Source organism: Bacteroides ndongoniae (assembly GCF_900108345.1).
GTDB lineage: Bacteria > Bacteroidota > Bacteroidia > Bacteroidales > Bacteroidaceae > Bacteroides > Bacteroides ndongoniae.
On the sequence record NZ_FNVV01000012.1, the window covers coordinates 254,807 to 268,036 of the forward strand.

A 13,230-nucleotide genomic window follows, 5' to 3' on the forward strand; every position below is an offset into this window, starting at 1 on the left:
ATGCAGACAGAAATTTCTAACAAAATTCGTGAGCAATTTGCTGCGATGGCGATATATAAAGACCCAATGGCGACCAACTCGTTGTTCGCAGGACGAAATCTTCCATCGTTTGTGAAAGACTTCCTTCTCAAACGCTACATAAATCCTGATGGGTCGGTAGACCGTATGAAGTTAACTTCATTCCTTGATATGGTAATTCCAAAGGAAAGTACAGAAGTTAAGGATAGACTTGATGCAGGGCAGGAGGTAATGCTGCTTTGTCGCTTTGTTGTTTATATAGATCTTGTAAAGGGTTTACGTCGTTTTGGCATTCCAGATCTTGGTATAAAGACGAATGAAGGTGTAATACCAGAATATGTTTATACCAAACATCCAGGAGAATTGGTTGACGGTGAAAAATGGGGGATCATTAAACTTTCCGTTCTCCCAGATGAAGACGGGAAAAAGAATCATGTAGAAATGGTTGACTACAAACCTTTTAAGCCTTATAAGTCTGTTGATGTAGAATATTTACGTATAGCTCGCCAAGCATTTTCAACCAAAGAATGGATTGATTTGCTCCTTTCTGCTATGGAGTATGATGCTGACGGATTTGAATCTTTGACACAGAAAATCGAATTTATATCCCGATTGCTCATATTTGTTGAGCCACGTCTCAACGTTGTTGAACTTGCACCTAAAGGAACAGGGAAATCGTTTGTTTTCGGTAATCTTTCCAAATATGGATGGTTAGTCAGTGGAGGTAAAGTTACTCGTGCTAAACTTTTTTATGATAAAGCACGTCAGCAGAACGGTATCATGAAGAATCATGACTTCATTGCTTTTGACGAGATACAAACCATTATTTTTCAAGAACCAGCAGAAATCCAAGCAGCCCTTAAGTCTTATCTTGAATCAGGTAAAACCACTATTGACAATAACGAGTTCTCTTCAGAGTGCGGATTGATGTTGATGGGAAACATTCCTCTTGATTCAAATAAGCGACCATTAAATTACCGTTACTTTGACTCTCTCCCCCAATCATTCCGAGAGTCAGCATTACTCGACCGATTCCATTGTTTCATTGAAGGGTGGCATCTACCTCGTATCAATGAAGGAATTATTTATAGTGGTTGGACTATCAATATGGAATACTTTTCTGAAATTCTCCATGCTATGCGTACTCAAAGTATTTACGGACTTGTTTTTGACCAAATTGTTGGCAAGGATAAAAACGCAGACACTCGTGATTCAAAGGCAGTAAAAAAAATAGCAGTCGGTTATATGAAATTGCTCTTTCCTCATTGGACAAGTATGCAGGCTGTAGATTTTGAAGAATTTGACCAATATTGTTTGCAACCGGCAATTCTTCGTAGGGGAATTATCAAAGAACAATGTCACTACATTGATTCTGAATTTAAAACAGCCATGCCTCATTTTTGGATTAAAGAAGAAGGTGATGCTTCTTCTATTTCCTCAAATGAAATAGGAGCTGAGGAAAATCAATTGTTCTAATAACGTACAATTAGCATTATGGAGAATTTAGATAAATTGGTAATTGAATTATGTAAACTACCCAATGAAACAGATTGGGTTGAATTTAAGCATAACAATTGTGACCCTAAGATGATAGGCGAGGATATAAGTGCATTGGCGAATAGTGCCGTCATTGCTGATAGAAGTCATGCCTATATGATATGGGGAATTAATGATAGCACCCATGAAATCATAGGTACAAATGTCAGGCTAAAACAGGAAAAGAAAGGTAATCAGGAAATAGAGAACTGGTTGCGATATATGCTTTCTAAAAATACGGATTTTGAAATTCAATCCATAGACATTGACGGAAAGCACATAGAAATGCTTGTTATATCCAAGGCCGTTGGAGTGCCTGTAACATTCGAGAAAGTAGACTATATTCGTGTTGGTAGTTACACAAAGAAAATTGTAGAGTTCCCTACATTGCAAGCACAGTTGTGGGACAAGTTACGTCATGAGCAATTTGAGGAAATTTTCGTCATGACAAATTTGCAAATCAGTGATATTACCAAGTATTTGAACTGCGATATATATTTTGACATATTAAATTTACCCATACCAACAAGTATAGATGGATTTAAGCATTATTTATTGGAAGAAGGTATTATTGTAAAACAAGACAATGGACTTTTTGCAATAACCAATCTAGGAGCAATTCTATTTGCGCGTAAACTGTCTGATTTTCCACGGCTGGGAAGAAAGGCTATCAGAATTGTACAATATGAGGGAAATAATAGATTAACCATATTGAAAGAAGACACTGCAAGCGAAGGATATGCCATTAGTTTTGAGAATGCAGCAAAACTTGTAAACAATCTCCTTCCTGCTAAAGAAGATATTAATTCTGTTCGTAGAAAATCCATCAGCAAATTTCCACTTCCAGCTATTAGGGAAGCCATAGCAAACTCTCTTATCCATCAAGATTTCTTCCTTACAGGTGCAGGTCCCGTCGTTGAGATATTTGAGAATAGGGTGGAAGTGACCAATCCTGGAATTCCTCTTGTCGATATTATGAGAATTATAGACAATCCACCCAAATCCCGAAATGAGAAACTCGCTTCTTTAATGAGAAGGTTAAATATGTGTGAAGAATTAGGTCGCGGATGGGATAGGATGGTTATTAGCTGTGAACTACAACAACTTCCTGCGCCACGTATTCAAATATATCAGGAATCTACAAAAGTCTCGTTGTTCTCACAACTTGATTTTGCCAATATTCCCGTAGAGGATAAGTTATGGTCTACATATCTTCATGCTTGTGTCAAATTTACAGAAGGAGAAGCCTTGACAAATACTTCTCTTAGAGAAAGATTTGGTGTGGCAGAAACATCTGCAGGAAGTATATCTCGTTTGATAAAGGAAGCAGTTAATAAGAAGTTAATACGTCCAGTTGATCCTACAACAGCACCAAGATACATGAGGTATATTCCAATTTGGGCGTGATTTAACTTGCTGGTAACTTGCCAAAGAACTATTGGATAAGTATAATCCATTGAAAATCAGACGACATCATCCCTATTCTAACTTGCTGGTAATTTGCTGGCAAGTTAAAAATAGGGATAGAAATCTTCCTTATTATCTAGCAAAGCCATGGTAATTTATGTAACGCAATATACAACCAGCCCCAATGCCAGCGTATAAACTAACAAAAATATCACTAAAACTTTCATCCAGAAATCTGAGAACCAGATACCTTCATTTCGTTTGAGAATTTTGCGTATATTAGATTCATGTTCCGTTAACATTTTCGTCTGTTCGGAACGATGATTCTCCAACATGATTTCCCATGTTTTGACAGACTGGTTTAGGAGTTGTTGGAGTTGGGCAAAATGTTCAGATTTTATAGTTGCTCTAAATTCTGTATTTTGCTCGGCCTTTACAATAGCATTGCAAATGCCATTAACAATGCTATTGGAGTTACTGATAGCCTTCTTCAACACCACTGAAGCATTACCTTCGGCTTTAATGGCATCCTGAAGGTCTTGTTGAATTTTCAACAAAGTCTCTTTTATTTCACATATTTCTTTGAGCCTCTTATCGACATCCAGTTTCTCAGTTTCTATTTCATGGTTGATTTCAGCTTTTTTCAACATATCATCAACGTTTATTGATGGTGTGATTTTTGATTTTCTAATTCCCATGATTCATATTTCTTGATTGTTAGCTTATCTGTGAAGTCCTTTCTTACGTTTGCACATACAATTTGCCATTCTTGCACAGCGACGTGCCCATTCAAGTTCATCCTCGTCCTTATCTCTTCCCCAACCTCCTGTGTCAGAGCCGCCTCCACCACTTGATGACGCCATACTTGTAGCAGCATCCAAATATCCGGCAAAAAGCAAAAGAGCCGTATGCTGTATCTCTTCAATCTTTGCAAATGGATGGGCATCCTCCAAAGAACAATCTTGACGAATGATATTGTCTGCGGCTTCGGGTATCTCCACGTGGAATTTGTGATATTCGTCTGTCATTATATCATAATGTTTCATAACCGATTGTGAAATAGTTAAAGGTTGTATAACAGGAGTCCTGTCAGTTGTCCGTACTTGTCGGGAAGTAGGCTCTTTCGATTCAAATTTCCTTTTCTGCGAATGAAGTTTTGCCCAAGTAGTTTCTATTTTTGAAGGGGTCAGGTTTCTCCCGATACCCAACACGGACGACTTATAGGTGGAGTTACCACGCTTAATGGAATAGCCATAAACTCCGCCTCCATCTTTTTCTTGTAAATGCACTTTATAGCCTCGTTTTTTCAGTTCTGTTTCATACTGCTGCCAGCTGAATTTTTCCATAGAGCGAAGTATCTCTATACAGATGTTTGAAATTTCCTGCCTATGATGTATGCCTATTTCTTTAGACTGTATCCAGCCTCGTTTCTCGTTGATGATGTTCGCAGCCAGAACAGCCCTCTCGCCAATCTTATGGCTATCATTGATTTTTCCGTCCATATCCACACGATTGGCATCAATGTGTAGGTGGAGAATTCCACTTTTGGAATCCCGGTGTAGAGCTACGATGTATTGAGAGTTCTTGAGGTTGGTATGCTGTGAAGAAGCCCTCTTGGTCTTACCAGAGAGATCTATGGAATCAAATACGCGGGTGAACTCATTTGACAAACGTAACCAATCGTCCATTGTCCATTCCCGGCTTTCTTCCTCGGATGGGGAAATTTCGATTCTTATCACGTTCCTGCCAAGCGGTCTGCCCTTATTGATTTTCTCAGCATATTTTTTTTGAACAAGCATCATTCGCCCATACATTGCTTCCGGAGAAATATTATCTGGAAGGAGATTGGCTTTTACTATATCCGCTTTCTCTTTGTTGACGGAATATCTTATGGCATTCGCTCCATGTGATATGGTAGAGGCCTTTGCTATCATAATGGGTAAGTAAATTATTCGGTAAGGTAATTTTCTATCTGGTTCCAGCGATTAATTAGTTGCGTTGCTGCTATCATCCATTGTTCCACAAACCTGGTATCACTAAAATACATGGCTCGTTTATCTGCTTGTATGGACTTAACGGCTGCTGCAATACGGATAAGGTCACCCCTTGCATCTGCCAAACTACATAGGGCTTCTATTTCACGCTCTGACAGTCGTTGTCGTGGATGCTGCCCCAAAGCTGTACGGCGTATGTAGTCACTTATGGACAAGCCGCAGGTTTTGGCTAATTCTGTGGCTTGGAAATATTCCTTCTCTGTTACACGAGCTTCAAGCCGCAGGCTACGTCTTATAATTTTCTTGGCATTTTTGCTATTCTCTTCATTGGTATTATTATCGATTTTCTTTTTCATGTTTTATTATACATTTATAAGTGGTCTTTAATTTAAAAGGTACAACACGGTGGGAGCTTGCGACCACCGAAAAATGCCTATGTAGTACGAATGAGCTTAACGAATTTGTGCGACATAGGAACTTCTTGCAATACCACACATAATCGCTTTGGACACGTTACGTTTTAGATATTGCTATACTTGACATTTACTCTAAATATTTTTCACTGAATTTTTCCTCTGCTATAGTTTGTGGTAAAACAGAAGCATAATAATAACAAACAATAGGGTAAAAAAACTACCTTATCAAGACTGTAGGTATTACTTGTGTCAATACAAAAGTATACCATTACAAAGTTTTGTATCTATATTCGTTTTATGCCATTCTTGATTCTTATAGTTGAGAAAATCTTCTTCAATATGGCTATCCAAATTTACTATGGAACACAGACAAAATACTAACCGTATCATTTAACTGACTTTACAGGCATATCGTCAGGTCTGTCTTTTAAACGGATATAGAAAGGATTGTCAATTCGGTTGCCGTCCTGCATCCATGCCGATATACATTTCAGCGTATGGATGCTTGTTCGGTTGCTTTGTGTAGATGTGACAATTCCTAACTGGTTCATCTTGTCAAGTACACGGGATACAGTTTTTTTATCATAGCCCAATTTGCTGGACAATTCTACCTCCGAAAGGACGGCTTGTCCCACTTGCAAGGTCGTAGAGAAGCCTTTTATGGCATACTTGGTTTCTTTCAATACTGCCTTTTCAATAAGGCGGTGCAGAATCTTCATACGGTCAATGCCGTATTTACTTTCTGACAGATACGTAAGCTGCTCTGACGAAAGTACTATACAATAGTTCAAATTTGATTTCATCGTCTGTTTATTTGAAGATCTTTTATAAATAGTGCAGCCAAAAGAGAAAGTTAACGGTGCATTCCATAACCTCTATCTGGCATATAATATTCCTTGTCGTAGGCTATATGGTCAAGTACATTTTGCAGCTTATCAAGTTGGTAGTTATCCAAAACAGGAATAGCAGCAATCGTGATTTTCTGTGAAGCGATACGGCGGTGTTCACAATTCTTTTCTGACATACTGCCATCTCCGTCAGCATAAACACTCCGTAGATAATCGTTCACAGCTTCGGTTTGTACCTTGCTTGGATATGCTGCAGAATAATTGTCTTGAATATACTCCACCATATGGCTGACCGCATTTGCCAGTAGTGGTTCATACTTTTGTATTTGCTTGATTAGCTCTTCCTTTTTCATACAGTCAATTCATTTTGTCCCATGTCCCATGCATATCTTATAACTTTCTTTTTATCTAATTTTTGTTTTTATTATTTTTTTAGGGAAAAAGGGACAAAGGGACATGATATTTGTCTTTTCCCTTAATTTGAATGGTAAATTCTGTTCACAATAATAATGTTGAACTGGCTTCTTCGCCTGGTGTATCTACTCTCACCCAAGGATGCTTTGTCCGTCCTGTCTTGTCGCAGTATGCAGGGTGCAGCCCTTTGACCTTCTCCTGATCACTCCGTTTCCAGTTAGGAATCATAGACATCAGGCGATTAATATATTGCGATGTGTATTTAGACGGATTGCGTCTGACTATATCATTGGGTAGTTCCTCTATAATCTGCCGGGCACAAACCATATTGAGTGTGGTCATTTTGAAGTTGGAATCTGGGTATGCTCCTTTTTGATAAGCCAATCGGTTAGGAATAGTCCAACTTGCATATTGGATGGGGATTTCACGCTCCAAATACATTTCCAAATCTTCCATGATGGGGTCAACAAGAATGTTGGAATGTTGCCCCTGTACCTCATTTGCTTTGATTTCTAAATCTGGTGTTAAGTAAAGTTTCATTCCTTGTCGATAATAGACGTATGCTTCTGCCCAAAGTTGAGGAACAGTACGTTGTAAAATATCCAACCATTCTGATACATGACCGTTACCTTTGACCGGGATTATCCACCAGCGACGGTTTCCATTGTCACCTTGCAGGAAATTTGTTTCATTAGTAGTAGCTGCAAAGACATTGTGCCGCATAAATTCCACTACCTTATGTCCGTATGCAGGACGCATAAAGTCACTACAGCGGCTCAGAAAAGCTTTGGCTGCCTCTGCGTCATTTGCCCGTTTTAAACCGTTCAACTCACTTATTTCTATAATCCAACCATTGGTTATGGTTTCTACCTTCTCCTTGTCACCACTGGCAAAAGAGAACGAATCGTTGAACCACTTTCCACTGATGGTTTTGAAAAAGGTGCTTTTTCCGATGCCTTGGGGACCAGGCAGAGTCAATACGTTGTCAAACTTACAACCGGGAGTAAAAACCCGGGCAACAGCCGCTACGAACCATAACTTTGTTTGTTCCCTTACTAGTGGGGTATCTTCCGCTCCTAAATAATCAATAATAGTTGTGGCTATACGAGGTTGTCCATCCCATATTTCTTGGGTGATAAAATCCTGTACAGGATTAAAACCACGTTCCAAAGAGGTTGTTTTTAATATTTCAAATACCTTATTCTGCGTCAGATATAATTTGTATGTCCTTTCCAGATAGTCTTGTATCTTTCCAACTGACTCTTCATCAATTTTATTGCCATTGACATTATGGAATAAAGAACAGAAACATATATCATCCTGAGAAAAGGTATCGTACTTTATCATGCTCAAGTTTTCATCCGATGTAAAGATGAGCCTATAATTGCTTATGGAGCGGAAAAGATTCCCGTAGCTGTCTGTTGCCAGCTGCTGTTTCCAATTCTCTTCCATACTGTTTACTCTTTAATATGGATACCACCTGATTCCTTTGCCAGCGATAATGCAAGGTCTGCATCCACTACAATTTTTCGTCCTATCTGTGTGATAGCCTTGTCGATTATACCGCTCTTCTTAATGCGATTAGCCGTAGGTACACTACATCCAAACACACGGGCAATACCCTCTATTCCATAGTAGTTGCCTTTTGGAGCTATTAGGGATGTAGCTTTTTCTGTGGACTCTACACTTTTTGTAATTAGAAAACAAAGTTCCTCGCCGGTCATCATAGCGATGGGCTTTGGGAGCAACTGGTTTAGATTGAATTTTTCTTCCATACCTTTATTTGTTTAGTTAATGAATACTTTAAGCCTCGGTTTAACTCTGTGAAACCGATTTCACAAGCAAAGGTATTGTATGAAACTCAGCGTATTGGTCGGCTTATTTATACCTTAATATAACCGACCGGTTTACAACAGATATTTACAGAAAGTAAAAACGGATAGCTGGATTTCCCAACTATCCGTTTTTGATAAAATAATCTGTCCATCGGTCTATTATCCGTTTTGCTTTGATATAACTGTTTCCTCTTTGAGGTGAATTCAATGTAATGTCTTTGATTTCACCATATCTTTTCTGTGGTATGTCATGTCCGTAATGTCGCTGGTAGAATTGTTCAATGGCACGATGAAATGTCATGTATCTTATAGAAGCTTTCATTCTTCCAGCTTTTACCAGAGCTTTCAATAAATAGGCAAGACTTATATCCTCGGTATTCTCTTCAAGAAAAGAGTAAATGCCTTGTTTGATAAGTTCCTTATCTCCAATAAGGATGTCATCCAATGATTGTATTACTTTTCTGTTCCCACGTTTACCTTTCACTTTTCGCAAGGCAAACATAACTTCTTTCCAAATATCCGGATTACATACTTCAGCCGTTGCTTCCCATTCGGCTTTACTTTCAGTTCCTATCTCTATGCTTTTATTAACAAGCAAAGCAATACACGATTTTATTAGAAGCATATCTCCATTATCAACTTCTTCACTACTCAACAGACGGTCAAGTAACTTAGCCATACGTGAAAGGCCGTGGTCAAATATTACGAAATAGTACATACAATAACTTAAGGCCTCCTTTTTCTCTATCACATAATCGTACAGGTTAGCCACAAACTCTCCAACAAACACGGCGTGGGATAGGACGATGATTTGGGAAATGTACGTCAAGAACTGATACACCATTTTTCTTTCAAGATTGCTTAACAGATAGCATCCTTTGTTGTTTCTCATTAGTACATCCAACTGCCCAGTCAAATAGGCTTTCGTTTCCTGTGGCAAACGACTCCAAATTTCAAGAGGTGTTTTGGAATGAACCATAAGTAATTCTGATTTTGGGGATGTGAGTAGCTCTACCGTAGCCGTTTTTATGTTTATGCCTATCCATAACCGTTTGTTGGTAATACATTGGGCTATAATATCTGTATACTTACCGGCCCATTGTTGATTGGCTATATTCTGTACATTTTTGCCGTTTCCGTTTATAAGTTCAGAAAGCCAGTTATATAACAGCAAAGCTTCTGACGGTGTACATTCCCGCATCATCTGATACATATCTGTCAAAACAGATAAGTTACCCTTTCCAACAGCATCCATGCGTTTACAGAAATTGGCATACAATTCTTCGTTGGCGGATTTCCAAGTACGAATAGCCATATCAGCACAATCCTTTCTAGTAAAATAGTCCCTTATTCTCTCTATGAAATGAATCATCCTTAAAATCGTATTATAGTCGTTTAAACAATTTGGATAAATCCTCAGTGGACATACTCGTCAGTTTTGCCAATAACAAATCTCTTTCAGAAGTTTTTGTCAAATTCAACAGCTTTGAGTTATTTCCCATCTGAATTTCAAGTGGATAGTGCTCAATGTATATTTGAGTGATTGCATGATCAGAAGAAGCGTGTCCCATGCTTTCAGAAATATAATCCATATCTACTCCGGCATTATGTAGGTTCGTGGCAAACGAATGACGGCACCATGTACCAGACGGACAGATGGATTTATCCCAATTCAGTGCTTCGTGACATATTTTGATGATACGGTCTTTCACATTAGAGTTTTCCTGCATTGTATATTTGCGACGCAGTTCTTCTGTTTCAGCTCCTTTTAATATGTGGGGAAAGACCAAACCGCCTCGGGTCGGAGGTGCAGCCACTTCATCTAAAATATATTGTAAAGGAGGTATGATAGGAACGATTACTTCGGAACCATCAGTACTTCTTCGGGAAGTTTTCTTACGGTTGAAGCGGAAAGCTTTGCCATGTGTCTGATAATAATAATTATCGTAAGTCAATCGCCCTGCATCTGCCATATTGAACCCATTACACAAATACTGGGCAAGAAACAATCCTAATGAGTAGTGAGCGCGTTTGGTATATTCTTCTGACCAATATTCGGGATATTTCTTGGATACAAAGAGGTTATATAGTTCTGTCATTTGATTAACATTCAGGAAACTTTGTTTGCGTTTTGCACTCTTAGGAATACTTACAAGCCCTTTCTCCTTCTTGTTAGAGAAAGGATAAGGAACATCTTTGAGATAGCCTTCATGTACACACTTATTCCATACGGCACGACAACAGCGTAAATATATGCCTGCGGTAGTATCACTGATTTTTCCTATTATCTTCCCATTCTCATCTTTTACTCCATTATGCATTCCGTCCTTCCACTTCTGAATTTCTGCTGCACTAATGCAAAATCCTTTAATCATATTTGGTCCGAGTATCTTTCTTAATGATTTGAGTGCGCACTCATAACTCTCTGCTGTAGTAAAGCGTGCACCATCATCGTCTGTTCGTAATCCACTAATGATTTCTTCCCATATGCCAATAAAAGATTGTGGTTTATTTGTTTCTTCATTGGATGTTGCGACTTCTTCTCCCATGATACATTGACGTACCATTTCAAATGTCAGGATACCACCTTTATTCAGGTTCATCAGAATTTCTTTGTATTTGGGAATAAGGGTATCTTTCCACTCTTTTTGAAGTTTATAATTATCGCTTCTGCTTTTTACGGCATTACAAATATCGGAAAATTCTTTCGCTGTATAAGATCCACCAACAGGGTAGTAAAATGCTTTACGTTCTAATGTAAAACGAACAGATAGGGGATATTCACTTGACTTTCTTCTATTAGTTCGAATATCAAGGGCAAGTGAAACTGTACAACCACGTTCTTTGAATAAAGACAAAGATTTTGTTAATTTTTCCATTGCATTCATTGTTTATGTTCAACATAACCTCTGAATACAGACGCTTTGCGATGTGAGGTATACATACACAAAACACTGCATATAACCACATAATTCTTATCCTTAATTGGATAAAAATATTGTTGTTATATGCAGCGGTGCAATCTCGTTGTCTCTTGTCGCTGACTGGTAACCGGGCTTATGCTAATCGGTCTCAACCCCTAGAGCAACTCTCGCGTTTCGTTGATATTAAAGTACCCTCCGACTGGTACTTCCTCTACGCTTCGATTCATCGGAATGGAATAACCCTCCCACGATGGTTAGGCAAACTCACTTTTCCATATTTCAGGAAAGAGCACTTTATAGTCATGGTTTGCCTTATATATAGTGTGACAAAGTTAATGAATTATCTTCATATTTTGAAATAACTGATTAAAAACTAAATATCATAGATACTATTTAACTTTTATATTCGTACATAATACTACTATCATACTATATTAGAATGTTTTTTTCGCTATTTTTGCGAAAACAATGCGAAAACAAATAGTTTCAGTTATGGGTATTTAATGAGTCTTATAAGAAATAGTAAAATTTATAACTGCTTGATATTCAATCAATATTGATAAAATGAGCTATCGTAGAATATCATTTTATCGTTCTCATAATCTGGAGGTCCCTGGTTCAAGCCCAGGCTGGTCCACGAAGGAAATCAGGCAGTTACGAATCTCGTAGCTGCTTTTTTTATGTCCTTGCGAAAACAATGCGTAAACACAGTATCTCTGTTCCAACCGCCTTAACCTAACCAGTCTGTGAAGATAAGAATGCAATCGATTACTCTGTCTATAAATTTATCTATTTTTCGCTTCACACCCTTCCAATAAATTTTTTTCATCATACAACATCCATTTTCCCATTAATCGGCAGCCCAAGTTACGAAAATTTATTGTATGACGGACAACTTTCGTCAGAAAACGTCAGCTTCCGTTAGCGGAGCACTGGCACTCCTTTTTCTTTCCCCCTCCACCCATTTGCAGGTACGTAAATAAGTTCCTATCTTTGTTGCATGAAAAAAGCATGCGATTCTTTGGGTCGGGCCTGTTTTGACAGGTTTTACTTGCAGATTCTGCTCGTACTACTCTTTCTGCCCATGCTGTACGCCTGCAAGACAGACGCGAAACAGACTGCGAATGCGGAAATAGATACGACCGGAAAGACAGAGGAAACAATCGTGGCAGATACAGCAGTCCCCCATCCTGCCAAAAGCCAGACGGCGCTTTACCTCGACTCGCTCGGACTGGTCTGCATCAGCGAAGCAGACAGCAGCATTGCAGTAGACCTGATGTACACCCGTGCCGACAACTTTACTGGCAAAATACTTTATGAAGATTTGCACGAAGCCTACCTGCACCCCGACGCCATGACGAGCCTGCAGAAAGCACAACAACAGCTGAAGGCAGAACACCCGTCGTACAGCCTCATCGTCTACGACGCTGCCCGCCCGATGTCCGTCCAGCAAACCATGTGGAACGCAGTGAAGGGTACCCCCAAATACATCTACGTCTCCAACCCCGCCCACGGCGGAGGACTGCACAACTACGGTCTGGCCGTAGACGTCAGCATCGTAGACGGACAGGGAAAGCCTCTGCCCATGGGTACTCCCATAGACTACCTGGGCAAGGAAGCTCACATCACAGCCGAAGAACAGCTTGTAGCACAAGGCAAACTGACCGAAGCCGAACGGCAGAACCGCCTGTTGCTACGCCGTGTGATGAAGAACGCCGGCTTCCGCCCCCTGCCAACCGAATGGTGGCACTTCAACCGATACAGCCGGCAGACAGCCAGACAACGATTCCCGATTATTCCCTGACCGCCGGCCTCCTGAACATTTCCTTTTAATAGAA

10 protein-coding genes and 2 pseudogenes are annotated in these 13,230 nt (G+C 39.3%); 3 read left to right on the plus strand and 9 right to left on the minus strand.

What is annotated here, in order from left to right; all coding sequences use genetic code 11:
* Together brxL and BQ5591_RS01355 are read left to right on the plus strand one after the other, a co-directional pair.
* A complete protein-coding gene (brxL, locus tag BQ5591_RS01350) occupies positions 1-1,494 on the plus strand; it encodes a BREX system Lon protease-like protein BrxL (protein ID WP_071148141.1) in 1,494 nt (497 codons plus the stop codon).
* Between the two features lie 18 nt (positions 1,495-1,512).
* A complete protein-coding gene (locus BQ5591_RS01355) occupies positions 1,513-2,961 on the plus strand; it encodes an ATP-binding protein (protein WP_071148142.1) in 1,449 nt (482 codons plus the stop codon).
* 155 nt (positions 2,962-3,116) lie between these two features.
* Here the strand turns inward: BQ5591_RS01355 and BQ5591_RS01360 are convergent, their stop codons facing one another.
* The 9 genes and pseudogenes from BQ5591_RS01360 to BQ5591_RS01400 all read right to left on the minus strand — a co-directional run bounded on the left by BQ5591_RS01360 (position 3,117) and on the right by BQ5591_RS01400 (position 11,347).
* Complete coding sequence (locus BQ5591_RS01360; RefSeq protein ID WP_071148143.1) at positions 3,117-3,659, minus strand: hypothetical protein; 543 nt, start codon at positions 3,657-3,659, stop codon at positions 3,117-3,119.
* Positions 3,660-3,683: 24 nt separating this feature from the next.
* Positions 3,684-4,895, minus strand: coding sequence for a relaxase/mobilization nuclease domain-containing protein (locus BQ5591_RS01365; protein WP_071148144.1), 1,212 nt, complete (start codon positions 4,893-4,895; stop codon positions 3,684-3,686).
* Between the two features lie 14 nt (positions 4,896-4,909).
* The gene (locus tag BQ5591_RS01370) at positions 4,910-5,311 is read right to left on the minus strand and encodes a plasmid mobilization protein (RefSeq protein ID WP_071148145.1); all 402 of its coding nucleotides are present in this window, start codon (positions 5,309-5,311) and stop codon (positions 4,910-4,912) included.
* Positions 5,312-5,781: 470 nt separating this feature from the next.
* Positions 5,782-6,174: pseudogene (locus tag BQ5591_RS01375) on the minus strand (hypothetical protein); the annotation flags it as partial.
* Between the two features lie 50 nt (positions 6,175-6,224).
* Positions 6,225-6,572 carry a hypothetical protein gene (locus BQ5591_RS01380; protein ID WP_071148147.1) on the minus strand — a complete coding sequence of 116 codons (348 nt, stop codon included), beginning with the start codon at positions 6,570-6,572 and terminating at the stop codon, positions 6,225-6,227.
* 154 nt (positions 6,573-6,726) lie between these two features.
* Positions 6,727-8,085, minus strand: a pseudogene (locus BQ5591_RS01385) (VapE domain-containing protein); the annotation flags it as partial.
* Between the two features lie 5 nt (positions 8,086-8,090).
* Positions 8,091-8,408, minus strand: a complete 318-nt coding sequence (locus tag BQ5591_RS01390) for a DUF3853 family protein (RefSeq protein ID WP_071148149.1) — start codon at positions 8,406-8,408, stop codon at positions 8,091-8,093.
* 181 nt (positions 8,409-8,589) lie between these two features.
* On the minus strand, positions 8,590-9,840 hold the full coding sequence (locus tag BQ5591_RS01395; RefSeq protein WP_071148150.1) for a DUF6043 family protein: 1,251 nt from the start codon (positions 9,838-9,840) through the stop codon (positions 8,590-8,592).
* Between the two features lie 13 nt (positions 9,841-9,853).
* Positions 9,854-11,347 carry a tyrosine-type recombinase/integrase gene (locus tag BQ5591_RS01400; protein WP_205410614.1) on the minus strand — a complete coding sequence of 498 codons (1,494 nt, stop codon included), beginning with the start codon at positions 11,345-11,347 and terminating at the stop codon, positions 9,854-9,856.
* Between the two features lie 1,045 nt (positions 11,348-12,392).
* Between BQ5591_RS01400 and BQ5591_RS01405 the strand changes: the two genes are divergently transcribed.
* A complete protein-coding gene (locus BQ5591_RS01405) occupies positions 12,393-13,196 on the plus strand; it encodes a M15 family metallopeptidase (RefSeq protein WP_071148152.1) in 804 nt (267 codons plus the stop codon).
* Positions 13,197-13,230 lie beyond the last annotated feature (34 nt).

Excerpts from the sequence above, each read along its gene's own strand:
- brxL (WP_071148141.1), top strand. The coding sequence starts at position 1 with ATGCAGACAGAAATTTCTAACAAAATTCGTGAGCAATTTGCTGCGATG.
- BQ5591_RS01355 (WP_071148142.1), top strand. The coding sequence starts at position 1,513 with ATGGAGAATTTAGATAAATTGGTAATTGAATTATGTAAACTACCCAAT.
- BQ5591_RS01360 (WP_071148143.1), bottom strand. The coding sequence starts at position 3,659 with ATGGGAATTAGAAAATCAAAAATCACACCATCAATAAACGTTGATGAT.
- BQ5591_RS01365 (WP_071148144.1), bottom strand. The coding sequence starts at position 4,895 with ATGATAGCAAAGGCCTCTACCATATCACATGGAGCGAATGCCATAAGA.
- BQ5591_RS01370 (WP_071148145.1), bottom strand. The coding sequence starts at position 5,311 with ATGAAAAAGAAAATCGATAATAATACCAATGAAGAGAATAGCAAAAAT.
- BQ5591_RS01380 (WP_071148147.1), bottom strand. The coding sequence starts at position 6,572 with ATGAAAAAGGAAGAGCTAATCAAGCAAATACAAAAGTATGAACCACTA.
- BQ5591_RS01390 (WP_071148149.1), bottom strand. The coding sequence starts at position 8,408 with ATGGAAGAAAAATTCAATCTAAACCAGTTGCTCCCAAAGCCCATCGCT.
- BQ5591_RS01395 (WP_071148150.1), bottom strand. The coding sequence starts at position 9,840 with ATGATTCATTTCATAGAGAGAATAAGGGACTATTTTACTAGAAAGGAT.
- BQ5591_RS01400 (WP_205410614.1), bottom strand. The coding sequence starts at position 11,347 with ATGGAAAAATTAACAAAATCTTTGTCTTTATTCAAAGAACGTGGTTGT.
- BQ5591_RS01405 (WP_071148152.1), top strand. The coding sequence starts at position 12,393 with ATGAAAAAAGCATGCGATTCTTTGGGTCGGGCCTGTTTTGACAGGTTT.